This is a genomic window from Streptomyces sp. NPDC050997, assembly GCF_040660135.1.
In the GTDB taxonomy this organism is placed as follows: Bacteria; Actinomycetota; Actinomycetes; order Streptomycetales; family Streptomycetaceae; genus Streptomyces.
In genome coordinates this window covers 317,694-333,116 of the sequence record NZ_JBFAGK010000007.1, presented here as the reverse complement: position 1 = coordinate 333,116, position 15,423 = coordinate 317,694, and the positions used below count along the sequence as shown (strand labels likewise).

Annotated in this window: 13 protein-coding genes; 8 read left to right on the top strand and 5 right to left on the bottom strand. The window is 72.1% G+C overall.

Going from position 1 to position 15,423, the window contains the following annotated elements; translation table 11 throughout:
• The first annotated feature begins 33 nt into the window (after positions 1-33).
• From AB0H86_RS18895 to AB0H86_RS18885, 3 genes are all read left to right on the top strand, one after another.
• Positions 34-711, top strand: coding sequence for a uracil-DNA glycosylase (locus AB0H86_RS18895; protein ID WP_362439303.1), 678 nt, complete (start codon positions 34-36; stop codon positions 709-711).
• 5 nt (positions 712-716) lie between these two features.
• Positions 717-1,718, top strand: coding sequence for a BadF/BadG/BcrA/BcrD ATPase family protein (locus tag AB0H86_RS18890; RefSeq protein ID WP_362439718.1), 1,002 nt, complete (start codon positions 717-719; stop codon positions 1,716-1,718).
• A 95-nt stretch (positions 1,719-1,813) separates the two neighbouring features.
• On the top strand, positions 1,814-2,737 hold the full coding sequence (locus tag AB0H86_RS18885) for a hypothetical protein (RefSeq protein ID WP_362439300.1): 924 nt from the start codon (positions 1,814-1,816) through the stop codon (positions 2,735-2,737).
• 79 nt (positions 2,738-2,816) lie between these two features.
• Here the strand turns inward: AB0H86_RS18885 and AB0H86_RS18880 are convergent, their stop codons facing one another.
• Entirely contained in the window at positions 2,817-3,851 is a 1,035-nt protein-coding gene (locus tag AB0H86_RS18880) for a lactonase family protein (RefSeq protein WP_362439297.1), read from the bottom strand.
• Between the two features lie 115 nt (positions 3,852-3,966).
• Positions 3,967-5,664, bottom strand: a complete 1,698-nt coding sequence (locus AB0H86_RS18875; protein WP_362439294.1) for an FUSC family protein — start codon at positions 5,662-5,664, stop codon at positions 3,967-3,969.
• A gap of 324 nt (positions 5,665-5,988) precedes the next feature.
• On the opposite strand from AB0H86_RS18875, the gene AB0H86_RS18870 reads away from it, so the two are divergent.
• From AB0H86_RS18870 to AB0H86_RS18855, 4 genes are all read left to right on the top strand, one after another.
• The gene (locus tag AB0H86_RS18870) at positions 5,989-6,465 is read left to right on the top strand and encodes an Lrp/AsnC family transcriptional regulator (protein ID WP_362439291.1); all 477 of its coding nucleotides are present in this window, start codon (positions 5,989-5,991) and stop codon (positions 6,463-6,465) included.
• A gap of 19 nt (positions 6,466-6,484) precedes the next feature.
• Entirely contained in the window at positions 6,485-7,180 is a 696-nt protein-coding gene (locus AB0H86_RS18865) for an HAD family phosphatase (RefSeq protein ID WP_362439288.1), read from the top strand.
• 153 nt (positions 7,181-7,333) lie between these two features.
• Positions 7,334-10,138 carry a beta-L-arabinofuranosidase domain-containing protein gene (locus AB0H86_RS18860; protein ID WP_362439286.1) on the top strand — a complete coding sequence of 935 codons (2,805 nt, stop codon included), beginning with the start codon at positions 7,334-7,336 and terminating at the stop codon, positions 10,136-10,138.
• Positions 10,139-10,365: 227 nt separating this feature from the next.
• Complete coding sequence (locus AB0H86_RS18855; RefSeq protein WP_362439283.1) at positions 10,366-11,424, top strand: helix-turn-helix domain-containing protein; 1,059 nt, start codon at positions 10,366-10,368, stop codon at positions 11,422-11,424.
• Positions 11,425-11,508: 84 nt separating this feature from the next.
• On the opposite strand, the gene AB0H86_RS18850 is transcribed toward AB0H86_RS18855, so the two are convergent.
• On the bottom strand, positions 11,509-12,297 hold the full coding sequence (locus AB0H86_RS18850; protein WP_362439280.1) for a LysR family substrate-binding domain-containing protein: 789 nt from the start codon (positions 12,295-12,297) through the stop codon (positions 11,509-11,511).
• A 58-nt stretch (positions 12,298-12,355) separates the two neighbouring features.
• Here AB0H86_RS18850 and AB0H86_RS18845 point away from each other — a divergent pair, with 58 nt between their 5' ends.
• Entirely contained in the window at positions 12,356-12,745 is a 390-nt protein-coding gene (locus AB0H86_RS18845) for a DUF5997 family protein (RefSeq protein ID WP_362439277.1), read from the top strand.
• A 136-nt stretch (positions 12,746-12,881) separates the two neighbouring features.
• Here the strand turns inward: AB0H86_RS18845 and AB0H86_RS18840 are convergent, their stop codons facing one another.
• Positions 12,882-13,763: a fructosamine kinase family protein gene (locus AB0H86_RS18840; protein WP_362439274.1), complete on the bottom strand. Its 882-nt coding sequence runs from the start codon at positions 13,761-13,763 to the stop codon at positions 12,882-12,884.
• A gap of 150 nt (positions 13,764-13,913) precedes the next feature.
• Positions 13,914-15,170 (bottom strand): family 16 glycosylhydrolase, encoded by a 1,257-nt coding sequence (locus AB0H86_RS18835; protein ID WP_362439271.1) that lies wholly within the window; start codon positions 15,168-15,170, stop codon positions 13,914-13,916.
• Positions 15,171-15,423: the final 253 nt, after the last annotated feature.

Sequence of the window (15,423 nt, the reverse complement as noted above, 5' to 3'; positions counted from 1 at the left end):
CCGCGTCACCTGTACGGCAGTAGGGTGACGCCCGTGGCACCACGACCCTTGGATGAAATCGTCGAACCGGGCTGGGCGAAGGCCCTGGAACCCGTCGCCGGACAGATCGCTCGGATGGGCGACTTCCTGCGCGCGGAGATCGCCGCGGGACGCACCTACCTGCCGGCCGGACCGAATGTCCTGCGGGCCTTCCAGCAGCCCTTCGACGAGGTGAGGGTCCTGATCGTCGGACAGGACCCCTACCCGACGCCGGGGCACGCGGTGGGGTTGTCGTTCTCGGTCGCGCCGGATGTCCGTCCGCTGCCCGGCAGTCTCATCAACATCTTCCGGGAGCTGAACAGCGACCTGGGACTGCCGCAGCCGTCCAACGGTGATCTGACGCCCTGGACCCAGCAGGGTGTGCTGCTGCTCAACAGGGCACTCACCACCGCGCCGCGCAGCCCGGCGGCGCACCGGGGGAAGGGCTGGGAGGAGGTCACCGAGCAGGCGATCCGCGCGCTGACGGCCCGCGGCAAGCCCCTGGTGTCGATCCTGTGGGGCCGCGACGCCCGCAATCTCCGTCCGCTTCTCGGGCCTCTGCCGTCGGTGGAATCCGCGCACCCCTCCCCCATGTCCGCCGACCGCGGCTTCTTCGGTTCCCGTCCCTTCAGCCGGGCCAACGAGCTGTTGATCGGGCAGGGCGGACAGCCGGTGGACTGGCGCCTGCCGTGACCGCAGTGGGGCACGGTTTCCTCGCCGTCGACTCCGGCGGCTCAGGCCTTCGCGTGGTCGTCGGAACCGCGGGAGAGGCCCCACGGGCGGAACGGGCGTCCCGGGAGCCGGTGCGCACCGGGGCCCGGGGCATCGACCCGGCGCACTTCATGGAACAACTGGTGCCCTTGGTCCGTGCGTTGATCACCGAGACAGGTATCGACGGGCTGGACACGGCGGTGATCGGCGCCGCCGGTCTCGCCACCCTGGGCGAGGCGCTGCGTGCCGAACTCCCGGGCGCCCTGGCAGGGGAGTTCGGTGTCCGTACGGTCGCGCTCGTGGCCGACGCCGTCACCGCCTACACCGGCGCCCTGGGCGCACGGCCCGGCGCGGTCGTCGCCGCGGGCACGGGTCTGATCGCGATCGGCACGGACCTGACGTGCTGGCGCCGGGCGGACGGCTGGGGGCACCTCCTCGGCGACTGCGGCGGCGGCGCCTGGATCGGGCGGGCCGGGCTGGAGGCCGCCCTGCGTGCCCACGACGGGCGGGAGGACGGCTCCGCGCGGCTGCTGGCCTGCGCCGAGGAGGTGTTCGGCCCGGCCCGGGAACTCCCCGGCAAGCTGTATCCGCGCGCCGACCGGCCGGCCGTGCTCGCCGCCTTCGCGCCCCGAGTGGCCGACTGTGCCGACGCCGACCCCGTCGCCGCCGGGATCCTGCGCGCCGCCGCCCGGCACATGGCCGACTCCGCGGCTGTCGTCTGTCCATCCGACGGCGAACCCCTGGTCGCCCTCACCGGGGGCCTGTTCAAGATGGGAGACCCGCTGGTCGTTCCGCTGGCGGAGGAGCTGACGAGGCGGCTGCCGCACGCGCGGCAGGTGGTGGCCGAGGGGGATCCGTTGCGGGGGTCGGTCCGTATCGCGACCGCTCTCGCCACCGGTTCGCTCACTCTGCCGGGTGACGAGGCGATGCTGTCCGTGGTTACCACGAACGGCGTAGGTGCGGTCGGCATAACCGCTGATCACTTCTGAAACGTACGTAACTCATCAGACAAAACCGGACGGATACCGCTCACCTGCACCCTCCCCGAACAGGGGAGCCCAGGAAACCAGTAACATGCGACGCCATGAGCTCCCCCACTGGGCCCGCGTCCGGCCTGCCAGTACGAATGCCGCGACCTCGCCAGCCCGGGCGGCACCGCCGACCCGAGCCCCTGGCGGCTCCCGAGGGTGCCCCCGCGCTTGTTCTCGCGGTTCCGGGCACCCCGGGCATCGCCACGCGCAGTCTCGCCGACGAGGTCGTGAGCATCGCGCGTTCCGAGCTCCCCGGCCTGGACGCCCGGATCGGGTACCTCGACGGGGACGACGCGGAGTTCCCCACGCTGCAGGCCGTGCTGACGCACGCCGCGGAGGAGCGCACCGCTCGATACGCGCAGGCCAAGGCCGCGGGGATGAACGTGAAGGAGCCCGACGGCCCGGTGGCGGTCGTCGTGCCGCTGCTGGCCGGTCCGGACGGCGCGCTGCTGCGTCGGGTCCGCCAAGCCGTGATGGAGAGCCGGGTCGCGGCCGACCTGACCGATGTGCTGGGCCCGCACCCGCTGCTCGCCGAGGCGCTGCACGTGCGGCTGTCGGAGGCCGGTCTGGCCCGCGCCGACCGCGCCCGTCTGTTCACCGTGGCGACCGCGGCGGACGGCATCATCCTGGCCTCCGTGGGCGGCGACGAGGCCGTGCAGGCGGCCGGGATCACCGGCATGCTGCTCGCCGCGCGCCTGGCCGTGCCGGTGATGGCGGCGGCCCTCGACCAGGACGGCTCGATCGCGTCCATCGCCGAGCAGCTCCGTTCCTCCGGTTCGCAGCAGCTGGCACTCGCGCCGTACCTGATAGGGCCGGAGATCGACCCGGGCCTGATCGAGGAGGCCGCCAGGGAGGTGGGCTGCTCCGCCGCCGAGGCGCTCGGCCCCTACCCGGCGATCGGCAAGCTCGCCCTGGCCAAGTACACGACCGCGCTGGGCATCGCCCCGCCGCAGCCGCAGGGCGCGCCGGTCCGCTGACGCGCACCGCACGACGTACGGCGAAAGGGCCCGTTTCCCAATGGAGCGGGCCCTTCGCCATGCGGGCGGGGCGAGAGGGTCAGCCGATGACCACGCAGGAGGCCGCGGTCACCTCGACCGCGCCCTCGAAGCACGGCAGTCCGGTCGCCGGGTCGAGGGCGAACCAGGTGACGTCGCCGGAGCGCTCGTTGGCGACGTAGAGGAAACCGTCCGCCTCGGTGAGCGCCCGGGGCCAGTGGCCGCCGCAGGGGGCCGTACCGAGCAGCCGCAGGGTCTCGCCCTCGACGGCGAACGTGGACAGGACGTCCTCGCCCCGGATCGCGGTCCACACGAAGCGCCCGTCGGGCGAGGCGACGATCCCCGAGGGATAGGCGTGGCCGTCCGGGGTGCCGGGCAGGGCCGGTGTCTCGGCCAGCGGCTCCAGCGTGCCGTCCGCGGCGCCCCAGTGGCAGACGGTGACGGTCGGGGTGAGCTCGTTGACGACGTAGGCGTGCGAGCCGTCCGGGTGGAAGGCCAGATGGCGCGGACCTGAGCCGGGCCGCAGCGCGATCTCCCGGTGGAGCACGAGGCCGCCGTCGGTCAGCGTGCACACCCGCACCGAGTCCGTGCCGAGGTCGACGCTGACGGCCCAGCGGCCGCTCGGGTCGGGCTGGACCTGGTGAGCGTGCGGGCCGTGCTGGCGGGGGGTGTGCGGGCCCGAGCCGGTGTGCCGGAACACTCCGGACGGGGCGTGAGCGAGGGTGCCGTCGGGGCGGAGGGGGACGGCGGTGACGCTGCCGGAGCCGTAGTTGGCGGTGAGGACGTGCCCGGCGTGGACGCCGAGGTGGGTGGGGCCGTTCCCGTCGATCGGCACCGGTGGGCCGGCCGGCTCGGGTCTGTCGCCGTTCACGCGGTACGCGGCCACCGCGCCCTCGGCGGTCTCACTCACCGCGTAGAGCGTGCCGCCGTCGGGTGCGAGGGCCAGGTAGGACGGGTCGGGCAGGCCGTCCAGGCTGCTCAGAAGAGTCAACGCGCCGCTGCCCTCGGCCACGGCCGCCGTCACGATGCCGGGGCCTCCGGCCGCCGTGAAAGACCCGATGAAGGCCCGCCGTCCCCGCCTGCCGCCGTGTGCCACCGCGGTCCCCTCTCGGTCCTGTGCCGTGGGGGCGACGGTAGAGCAGTCGATCACGTGAGGTCTAGACCAAGGCGGCGGTTTGGGGCGCCTTCTCTCGCTGCCGCCGGACGGCGCCTCAGGCTCCGACGAGCGGCGAGCCCGAGGGTGCCCTCAGGGGTTTGGCGAGTTCCGCGAGGGCTCGCTCCAGGCCGTGCAGGTGAGCCAGGGCGGGTGCGTGCGCGGGTGCGGATGCGTGCGGCGGCATGAGAGGCGTGAGGTTCTCGCGCGCGTCGTCCCCGAGGCCGTTCCCGTCCCCGACTCCGGCGCGTGAGCCGCCGCCGACACCGGGAGCGGTGAACACGCCGTCCGCGAGCACACCGGCTGTCGGGACACCGTCCGCCAGGGCCCGCCCCACCGGCCGACCACGCGCCTGGCCACCCCGCGCCGCCATCTCACCCTCAGGACCAGGCCCCGTCAGGGCACCCCCGGTCAGCGCTTCCACCGCTGTCTCGACTCGTCGGCACGCGGTGGTCAGGCGGGTGTCGTGGGAGGCCTCCGGGTCGGCGGCGACGGCGACCAGGCCGCGGATCTCGCGGGCGCAGTCGTCGAGCAGGGCCAGGACCCGGCGGGCGCGCCGCTTGCGGCCGAGCATCGGGTTGAGCGGGTGCACCAGCGGGGCGACGGACAGCCGGACCCGGCCGAGCAGTTGCTCCAGTTCGGCCGCGCGGGGCACCGGGTCGGCGTGCGCGGAGCCGGCCAGGCGGGCCGCGGCCTCGGCGGTGCAGGCGCGGACGCCGTGCAGCGCCCGCAGGATCCAGGCGTCGGTGACGGTGTGCGTGGTGATGGGCAGGACGAAGAGCACCGCGAGCACGGCGCCGGCCGCTCCGACGCCGGTCTCCGCGAACCGCAGGGCCAGCAGCCCGGGCTCCAGGACACCGAGGAGGCCGTAGAGCAGCTCGGCGAGCAGAGTCACGCAGAGCATCATCCAGGTGTACGACACGGCGGCCGCGTAGAAGATGCCGAAGACACAGCCGGCGAGGATCAGGACCGTCGGCAGTACGGCCCCGTCGAGCGGGACGGCGACGAGCAGGCCGAGCCCGATGCCGATCACGGTGCCGAGGACCCGGCGGAAGCCGCGCACCAGGGTCTCGCCGCGCGAGGTGGTGTTGACGAAGATCCACCAGGTGGCGCCGACGGCCCAGTACCAGCGCTGTCCGGACACCAGCTGCCCCACGACCAGGGCGAAGCCCGCGCCCGCGGTCGCCTGGATCGCCTGGCGGGTGGTGATCCGGGCGAGACCGCTGCCGCCCGGCGGGGCGGGAACGGGGGCCGGGGGCAACCGGCGCTCGTAGCACCACAGCCCGAAGCGCACGATCGCGGCGGTGAACACGGACAGCAGGACGGCGGCGTACAGCTCGGGCAGTCGGTCGGTGGTGGCGTGCAGGAACTGCGCCACGAAGTAGGTCATGAACGCGAACACGCCGAGACTGTGCCCGCGCGGCCCCCAGCGCCGCGCGTACACGCCGGCGCCGACGACGGCGAGGAAGGCGAGGTCCCGCGCGACGGGGTGGTCGTGCAGTTCGGCCGCGGCGGCGAGCACGGGCAGGCCGACGACGGGCAGCAGCGCGGTGGTGAGGGCCTGACCGCGAACCGTGGCGTCCGTGACGGTGAACAGGGCGAGCAGCGCGGCGAGGCCGCCGGTGACGGCGCCGACGAGCGAGTGTCCCGCGAGCCCGCACAGGACCACCGCCGACCCGATCCCGAACACCGCCCGCGCGGCGAACCGCAGCCGCACCCGCCCCGGATCCGGCGCCACGAACACCCTCTTCAGCATGCTTCCCGCCACCTTCGGCTCCTGGCTTGAGTGAGCCCTTCGGCCCCGGCACGAGCCTTTCGGCCCCCGGCATGAGAAAGGCGCCGCGGAATCCGCAGCGCCATCGACCTGCCCATAAGAGCACTACGGACCCTGCTGGCTCAAGTGACCTCTGAAATGCTGGACCATTGGCACAGCCATATGGGTTCCGGCCCGTCCACCGACGAGCCAACGGACCTGGCGGGCAGACGGACCAGCCAAAGCCAACGGACCAGGCAGGCAAGCGGACCTGGCAAGCCAACGGACCGGGCCGGCCAACGAACCAAGCACGAGGAGGCGGACAGCATGTCCGTGGACGAGCTCGACACCCGCATTCTCCGGCTGCTGCTGGATCAGCCCAGGACGAGCGTGCGCGAGTACGCCCGTGTCCTCGGGATCGCCCGCGGCACCCTGCAGGCCCGCCTCGACCGGCTGGAGCGGGACGGGGTGGTCACCGGCACCGGCCCTTCCCTCTCCCCCGCCGCTCTCGGCCACCCCGTGTTGGCGTTCGTGCACATCGAGGTCACCCAGGGGCATCTGGACGACGTGGGCGACGCGCTGGCCGCCGTACCGGAGATCGTCGAGGCCTTCTCGATCACCGGGGGCGGCGATCTGCTGACGCGGGTCGTGGCGCGCGACAACGCGCAGCTGGAGGACGTGATCCAGAAGTTGATCAGCCTTCCGGGAGTCGTCCGCACCCGCACCGAGGTGGCCCTGCGCGAGCGCGTCCCGTACCGGCTGCTGCCCCTGGTGGAGTCGATCGGGCGAGCAGCTCGGAAATGACCTTTGACATCCTGGCGTCATGAGCAATCTCGGCGACACCGCGGTCATCTTCGATCTCGACGGAACGCTCGTGGACAGCGAGCCGAACTACTACGAAGCGGGCCGGCAGGTCCTCGCGGCGCACGGCGTCCCGGACTACACCTGGTCGGACCACGAGGGGTTCGTCGGCATCAGTACGCTGGAGACGGTCGCCGTATGGAAGGACCGGTACGGTCTGCGGGTCTCCGTCGACGAGCTTTTCGCCGCAAAGAACCGGCTCTATCTGGAGCTGGCCCGCGCCTCAACGCGCGCGTACCCCGAGATGGCCAAGTTCGTGGAGTTGCTGGCGGCGGACGGAGTTCCGATGGCCGTGGCCTCGGGTTCGTCGCCCGAGGCCATCGAGGCGGTCCTGGCCGGCACGGGCCTGGACGCGCATCTGCGCACCGCCGTGTCGGCCGACGAGGTCGCCCGTGGCAAGCCCGCGCCGGACGTGTTCCTGGAGGCGGCCCGCCGACTCGACACGGCCCCGGCCCACTGCGTGGTGCTGGAGGACGCGGCCCCGGGCGCGGCGGCGGCGCACGCGGCGGGGATGCGCTGCGTCGCCGTGCCGTACATCGCCGCACAGGCCGACGCCCCGGAGTTCGCCACCGCGGATCTGCTCCTGCCCGGCGGTCAGGCCGAGTTCACCGCGCGGACGGCGTACGACTGGCTGGTACGGACGGCTCAGGCGGCCTGACCGTTCGCTCGGCCGGAACTGGACGCTCCCGCCCCGTTGACGCTCTCCCGCCCCTTCTCTAGGGTCTGGTCGATCATCAGCACGCCGTTCGATATCTCGAACGCGCGGCACCCGTGAACACTCGTTGACCCATGGACTCGTGGAGGCGCACACATGGCACCGCCCCTCTCCAGACGGAACCTTTTCCAGGCGGCGGCGATCGCCACTGTGACGCCCGCGATCCCGTATGCGGCGAGCGGCCGGGCCGTCGCCTCGGCTTCGGAGGCACCATCCGTGTGGACCGTAGAGCCGTTCGCCCTCGATGAAGTGGCGCTCGGTCAGGGGCTGTTCGCCGAGAAGCGGCAGCTGATGCTCGACCACGCGCGCGGCTACGACGTGAACCGACTGGTGCAGGTGTTCCGCGCCAACGCCGGTCTCTCCACGGGCGGAGCGGTCGCGCCCGGCGGCTGGGAGGGGCTGGACGGCGAGGCCAACGGCAACCTCCGCGGGCACTACACCGGTCACTTCCTCACCATGCTGTCGCAGGCGTACGCCGGCACCGGCGAGCAGGTGTTCATCGACAAGACCCTCACCGTCGTCGAGGCGCTCACCGAGGTGCGCGAGGCACTGCGGCACGAGCCGCGCGTGCTCAGCGGCACGGGGCGGTTCGGGACGGCGCCGGAGCAGGTCCGCGGTTCCTACCAGTACGTCGACCTCCCCTCCGGTGTGCTCGGCGGCGCCGCGGCCCTCACCCTGTCCGTCTGGGTGAAACCCACGCACGACGCCAACTGGGCCCGGGTGTTCGACTTCGGCGACGACACCACCCGCTACCTGTACCTGGCCGCGCGCAACGCGAACGGCGTGCCGCGCTTCGCCGTCACCACCGGCGGCGGCGGTGGCGAGCAGGGCCTCAACGGCACGGTCGCGCTGCCGCTGAACCGGTGGAGCCATCTGGCGGTGACGCTCACGGGCGACACGGGCACCCTGTACGTCGACGGCACGGCCGTCGCGCGGAACACATCCATGTCCCTCACCCCGGCGGCCCTCGGCACCCTCGCCAACAACTGGCTCGGCCGATCCAACTACCCCGCCGATCCCGTCTTCGCGGGCGCCGTCGACGAGTTCAACGTCTGGTCGCGCGCCCTCACCGCGGCCGAGATCGTCGGCCTCCAGGACAGCCGGGCCGCCGATGCCCCCGCCGGCCCGGGCGACCTCGTGTCGTACGCCTTCGACGAGACCGAGGGATCGACCTTCGCGGACGCCTCCGGCCGGGACCTCACCGCCACCCTGCGCCGCACCTGGGGCGCGCCCAGCCATCCCGGGTTCCTGGCGGCGTACCCGGAGACGCAGTTCATCCAGCTGGAGTCGATGACCGGCCCGGACTACACGAAGGTCTGGGCGCCCTACTACACCGCGCACAAGATCCTGCGGGGCCTGCTCGACGCGTACACCGCCACCGACGACGCCCGGGCGCTCGACCTGGCGTCGGGCATGTGCGACTGGATGTACTCCCGGCTGTCGAAGCTGCCCGCAGCCACGCTGCAGCGCATGTGGGGCATCTTCTCCAGCGGGGAGTTCGGTGGCATCGTCGAGGCCGTCTGCGATCTGCACGCGCTGTCCGGCAAGGCCGAACACCTCGCGCTGGCCCGGCTGTTCGACCTCGACAAGCTCATCGACGCGTGCGCGGCGAACACCGACATCCTCGACGGACTGCACGCCAACCAGCACATCCCGATCTTCACCGGGCTCGTCCGGCTGTACGACGCCACGGGCGAGGAGCGCTATCTCACCGCTGCCCAGAACTTCTGGGACATGGTCGTACCGGGACGCATGTACGGCATCGGCGGCACCAGCACCACGGAGTTCTGGAAGGCGTCCGGGGTGATCGCCGGCACCCTCAGCGCCACGACCGCCGAGACGTGCTGCGCGTACAACATGCTGAAGCTCAGCCGGATGCTGTTCTTCCACGAGCAGTCGCCGAAGTACATGGACTACTACGAGCGGGCCCTCTACAACCAGGTGCTCGGCTCCAAACAGGACAAGGCGGACGCGGAAAAGCCCCTCGTCACGTACTTCATCGGACTGACTCCCGGTCAAGTCCGGGACTACACACCCAAGCAGGGCACCACCTGCTGCGAGGGCACCGGCATGGAGAGCGCCACGAAGTACCAGGACTCGGTGTACTTCAGGGAGGCCGACGGCAGCGCCCTGTACGTCAATCTGTACAGCCCGTCCAAGCTGACCTGGGCGCAGAAGGGCGTCACGGTCACCCAGACCACCGACTACCCGAGGGAGCAGGGCAGCACCCTCACCATCGGGGGCCGCCGCGCGGCCTTCGCGCTGCGGCTGCGGGTGCCGTCCTGGGCGACCGCCGGATTCCGGGTGACGGTCAACGGGCGTGCGGTGTCCGGCACTCCGACGCCGGGCAGCTACTTCACCGTCTCCCGGACGTGGCGCGCCGGTGACACCGTACGCGTCGCCATGCCCTTCCGGCTGCGCGTGGAGAAGGCCCTCGACGACCCGTCGCTGCAGACCCTCTTCTACGGCCCGGTCAACCTCGTCGCCCGCGACCCGGCGACGGACTACCTGAGGTTCGGCCTGTACCGCGACGCCGGCCTCTCCGGCGACCTGCTGCCCTCCCTGACCCCGGTGAGCGGCGAACCGCTCCACCACACCCTCGACGGCACGGAGTTCGCGCCGTTCTTCGAGGGGACCGAGAATCCCACGCACGCCTACTTCCGGCGGTCCGAACCGCAGGTCGTCTTCGGTACGACCGACGCCGGTGTGGCCAACCCCGCGAAGGCCGACGGGACGACCCTGCTGGACGAGATCTGGGCCGCGGCCCCGTTCCGCACCAAGGACGCGCTGGTCACGCGGGTACGGACCACGGTGGACACGTGGGTGTCCGCCGGGCTGCTGGGGCGGGCGGACGGCGACAAGGTGGTGAAGACGGCACGGAAGGCGTCCTACGCGCGCTGATCCGCACGACTGTTGCGCAGGGCACCCGGTGCCGGGTCCTTCGTCGGCCCGGCACCGGGTGTCCTGCGGCTCCCCCGCGAACATGATGATCGACCGAGCCGACGGCCCGCATTGCCGCTTTCCGGCAGTGTTGACTACGCTCACGGTGCCGGAGGGGCGTCACGAACGCGTCAACGGCGTGCCAGGGGTGGCGGGGTAACAGGGGCAGAGGAAACAGGGGGACGTCGGTGGCCGAGCCGGGGGCGGCTGAGCGATATGTCGACGGGTACGCCGAGTTGCTGGCGGAGGTCTCCGTCACCGGCCGGCGTCCGACCCGCGCCGCGCTGGACCAGCGCCGAGCGCTCGGGGAACGGGCCGCGAACGACGGGCTCAGCCTGCGCACTCTCGTCCGGCAGCACCTGGAGGCCACCCGGTCGGCGTGGCCCGGCACGCCGGGCGCCGCGGACGGAGTCCTGGCCGCGGTGGCGCAGGCCGTGGACGCCTTCGCGGAAGGATACGAGCGGGCCCAGCGGCTGGCCGTGCGCCAGGAGGAGGCCGCGCGCCGCGAGTTCATCGACGACCTGCTCTACGGGCGCAGCGACCTGGGCCGGCTCGCCGAACGCGCGGAGCGATTCGGACTCGTCCTGTCGCACACGCACGCGGTCGCGGTGGCCCGGGGGCTCGAGGCGTACGACGACACCGCGCCCGTCACCCGCCGGGTGGAGACCGCGCTGAACTCCCGTTTCGGCGACCGGCGGATCCTGCTCGCCACCAAGAACGGGCTGCTGATCTGTGTCGCGCCCGGCGACCAGCACGAGGTGCTCGCCCACTTCGCCAAGCAGGCACACGCGGCGACGGACGGCAGCCGGGTCGCCGTGGGACGCCCCCAGCCCGGCGCGGGCGGTGTGGTGCACTCGTACGAGGAGGCGCTGAGCACCCTCGATCTGGCGGACCGGCTGAAGCTCGACGACCCGGTGGTGCACGCCGCCGACCTGCTCGTCTACCCGGTGCTCACCCGGGACCGACAGGCCATGGCCGACCTGGTGCTCAGCGCGCTGGGTCCGCTGCGGGACGCCCGGGGCGGTGCCGAGCCGCTGTTGCGCACACTGGAGGTGTACTTCGAGTCCGGCTGCACGGCCGCGGAGGCCGCGCGGCGCCTGACTCTCAGCGTGCGGGCCCTCACCTACCGCCTGGAGCGCATCCACCAGCTGACGGGAGCGGACCCGTCCGACCCGGTGCACCGGTACACGCTCCAGACGGCGGTCATCGGGGCACGTCTGCTGGACTGGCCGGAACAGGAGATCTGAGGCCGGGCCCTCACACACCTCGGCCGACCGTCACGTCGGCGAACCCTCACGTCGGCGAACCGTTTCGCTGCCGTGTTCCGGCAACTACGACCGACGGCGGGGCTTGCTCCGTCGGGTGCCCTTCGGGGCGCCGGCGGAGCCGGAACGTCCACCGCCGGTGCGGCCCGCACCGCCCCGGGAGCCCTGCCCGGCGGTCTTACGGGGCGTGGGCGTGCCCTTCTCGGTGCGCTTGCGATCGGAGCCGGACTCGCTCGCGGGCTTGTCGCGGCCCCGGGTGCTGTTCGGAGTGCGGCCTCGGACGATGCCGATGAGGTCCTCGACCTGGTCGGTGGTCGCGTCCTCGAGCCAGGAGAGGGCGACGCCGGACTGCGGGGCGTCGACGACCGGGCGGTAGGTGAGGTCGCGGCGGTGGTGCAGACGGGCCACGGACTGGGGGACGACGAGAACGCCGATGCCCGCCGCGACCAGCTCGACCGCGTCGTCCGTGGTGGCCGGCCGCTCGAAGGCGGGCTCCCCCGGCGGTCGCTCCCAGTCCAGGACGTCGTCGAGGGGGTGCAGCACGGTCTCCTCGGCGAGATCCGCGCACGACACCTCCTCCACCGCCGTCACGACATGATCCTTGGGGACCATGACGACCGTCGTCTCGGTGTAGAGAGGGATCGCGCTGAAAACCGTACGGTCGACGGGGAGCCGTACGAACGCGGCGTCCGCGTCGCCGTCGCGCAACACGCGGGATGCCTCGGCGGCCGGGACCGCGACAAGCTCCAGGGGGGTGCCGGGCAGGCGCTCGTGCCAGATCCGCGCCCACTTGCCGGGGGTCACCCCGGGGACGTACGCGAGCCGGAACGAAGGGGTTGCCGCAGAGCCTGTCACCTCGCCAGGCTACCCGTCGTGGTCTCAGGCCCCGCGCGCGGTCGATAGTCTGGACACCATGAAGTCGCACCAGAGCACCCAGACGATGAAGCCCGCGACCGCGGCGAAGAAGCTGGGTGTGTACCTCCCGGCCACCCCCGCAGAGTTCCAGGAGGGCGTCGTCACCCGCACCGAGCTGAACGAGCTGCAGGCGAACCCGCCGGAGTGGCTGCGGGAGCTACGACGCACCGGCCCGCACCCGCGCCCCGTGGTGGCGGATCGACTCGGGGTGTCCATCGCCGGGCTGGCCCGCGGCGGAGTCACGGAGGCGCTCACCACCGAGCAGATCGAGGCGCTCCGGGAGGAGCAGCCGGACTGGCTGGACAAGGAGCGCGCCACGCAGGCCGAGGTCCGCAAGGAGGCGGCGCGCATCAAGCAGAAGAACGCCGAGCAGCCCGAGACCTCCTGAGGTTACGTTCCGGGCGGGCCCCGTCCGGCCTTCCGACCGGGTCCTGCCCGGCCTTCCGACCGGGTCCCGTCCGGCTCCGCCCGCCGAATCAACTCGCCGAATCACTCGCCGAATCACTCGCCGAATCACTCGCCGGTCAGCGTGCCAGGGCCGTTCGCGCTGCCGCGACGGCCTGTTCGGCGTAGCCGCGGCCGAAGAGCACGGCGTGCACCAGGAGCGGGAAGAGCTGGTGCGGGCCGACCCGGTCCCGCCAGCCTTCGGCGAGCGGGGCCGCCTCCTGATATCCCTCCAGTACCCGGTCCAGGTGGGGACAGCCGAAGAGGCGGAGCATCGCGAGGTCGGTCTCGCGGTGACCGCCGTGCGCGGCCGGGTCGATCAGCCACACCTCGCCGTCGCCGCCCCACAGCACGTTGCCGTTCCACAGGTCGCCGTGCAGCCGGGCGGGCGGCTCGGCCGGGCCCGCCAGCTCCGGCAGACGTGCGCAGAACTCCTCGATCACGGCGGATTCCGCGGGACGCACGGTGCCGGCGTCGACAGCCAGGCGCAGGTAGGGCAGCACCCGATGCTCCGCGTACCAGTCGGGCCAGTCACCACCGTCGAGGTTCCGCATCGGGGCGCGTCCGATGTACGCGTCCTCGAGGCCGCCGGGCGGTGGGGCGCCGAACGCCGGTGCGCCGGAGGCGTGCAGGGCGGCCAGGTCCCGGCCGAACCGGCCGGCGGCAGCCGCGCTCGGCCGCCCCTCGGCAACCCGGTCGACCACCAGCCACCGCGGATCGTCACCGTGCACGGCCGGGACCCGGACCGCTCCGGCCTCGGCCAGCCAGCGCAGCCCCGCCGCCTCGGCACGCACCGCGCCGGGATCCTCGCTCCGCTTCACCACCACCAACCGCCCGTCGTCCAGGGCGACTTCGGACAGCGCCCCGGACACCGGGCGCACGGCGCGTGCCGGACGCCCGGTGAGCCGCGCCGCCACGGCACCGGGCCCCTCGTCGCCGTCGAGTGTGGGGCGGCGGTTCATGCCGTACCGAACCATGCCGTACCGAACCATGCCTCGGCGAACGCGGTCGGCGTGCCGTCGGCGGGTGCATGGAGCTCTCGCAGGTACCAGGAAGGGTTGCTGTACACGTACAGCAGTGTGTACCCGGTCAGGGCGGCGTCGCGGCCGGGGTCAGCCGATCGTCCACTTCTGGTTGGCGCCGCCTGAGCAGGTCCAGATCTGCAGCCGGGTGCCGTTGGCCGAGTTGTTGCCGGTCACGTCCAGGCACTTGTTGGCCTGTGGATTGACGATGTCGTTCGCCCCGCTGACGGCCCACTTCTGGTTGGGTCCGCCGCCGCAGTCCCAGAGTTGGACCGTGGAGCCGTCGGCGGTGCCGTTCTCGGTCACGTCCAGGCACTTGCCGAGCGCGCGGATCGTGCCGTCGGAGCCCACGGTCCACTGCTGGGCGGCACTGCCGTTGCAGTCGTAGAGCTGTACGGGGGTCCCATTGGCGGAGCTCGCCCCGGCGATGTCCACGCACTTGCCGGCCAGGCCCTTGATCGCCGCGCCGGTGGACGTGCTGCCGGTCGTCACCGACACGGAGTCCACCACCAGCTGCTGTGGGAACGATGTGGAACCGTCCGGGTCACCCGGCCAGTAGCCGCCCACGGCCAGGTTCAGGATCAGGAAGAACGGCTTGTTGAACACCCATGTCTTCCCACCGAGGTCGGCCGGGGTGCGCCGCTGGTAGACGTTGCCGTCCACGGTCCAGGTGATCGAGTCGGGCGCCCAGTCCACCGCGAAGGTGTGGAAGGCGTCCGCGAAGGCCTGGCCGTTGGCCAGCGAGTAGCCCGCGCCTATGCCGCCCGAGCCCGAGTAGCCGGGGCCGTGGATGGTGCCGTGCACGGTGGAGGGCTCATAGCCGACGTTCTCCATGACGTCGATCTCGCCCGAGTCCGGCCAGTTGACCGGCGTGCCCAGCATCCAGAACGCGGGCCACATGCCCTGCCCGCGCGGGATCTTCATCCGGGCCTCGACGTGCCCGTACTGCGCGTTGAACTTCCCGGAGGTGTTCAGCCGGGCCGAGGTGTACTGGCAGGTGCCGTACCAGCACTGATAGTTCGCCGGGTTCTCCTTCCGTGCGGTGATCACCAGGTGCCCCTGGCCGTCCAGGGCCGCGTTCTTGTTGCCCGACGTGTAGTACTGCCGCTCGTGGTTGTTGACGTTGTCGCCCGTCTCGATCTGCCACTTCGACGAGTCGACCGCGGAACCGGAAGCACCGTCGAAGGTGTCGGAGAAGGCCACCGCGGCGGCGGCCGCGTCGGTGGTCGCGGCGGTGGGGGAGGCGTCCCGCGGATCCGCGTGCGCCGCGCCGGTCGCGGCAGAGGCGACCAGTACGGCGGACAGGGCGGCTAGCAGACATCTGCGGAGCAGGCGTGGGGAGGCCACGGCTTTTCCTTCCATACGGCGGTCGGGCGCGCGGAGGAGCCGACCGGGGTGGGGGGTGAAGGCTTCGACTCATGTTTTAAGGAGTGAAGTAAGGGTGCGTCAATACTTTGGTACGGACTAACGATCGGACGTTCACCTTCCCGACCCCACCGCCGAGGTGTGACACCGGTGAAATCCTTCAGCCATGTATTGACATATGGAATAAACGATTCGTAGCTTGGGTGATCATTTAGATTCGTGAAGCATGTTCACG

Excerpts from the sequence above, each read along its gene's own strand:
- AB0H86_RS18885 (WP_362439300.1), top strand. The coding sequence starts at position 1,814 with ATGAGCTCCCCCACTGGGCCCGCGTCCGGCCTGCCAGTACGAATGCCG.
- AB0H86_RS18875 (WP_362439294.1), bottom strand. The coding sequence starts at position 5,664 with ATGCTGAAGAGGGTGTTCGTGGCGCCGGATCCGGGGCGGGTGCGGCTG.
- AB0H86_RS18870 (WP_362439291.1), top strand. The coding sequence starts at position 5,989 with ATGTCCGTGGACGAGCTCGACACCCGCATTCTCCGGCTGCTGCTGGAT.
- AB0H86_RS18865 (WP_362439288.1), top strand. The coding sequence starts at position 6,485 with ATGAGCAATCTCGGCGACACCGCGGTCATCTTCGATCTCGACGGAACG.
- AB0H86_RS18860 (WP_362439286.1), top strand. The coding sequence starts at position 7,334 with ATGGCACCGCCCCTCTCCAGACGGAACCTTTTCCAGGCGGCGGCGATC.
- AB0H86_RS18845 (WP_362439277.1), top strand. The coding sequence starts at position 12,356 with ATGAAGTCGCACCAGAGCACCCAGACGATGAAGCCCGCGACCGCGGCG.
- AB0H86_RS18840 (WP_362439274.1), bottom strand. The coding sequence starts at position 13,763 with ATGAACCGCCGCCCCACACTCGACGGCGACGAGGGGCCCGGTGCCGTG.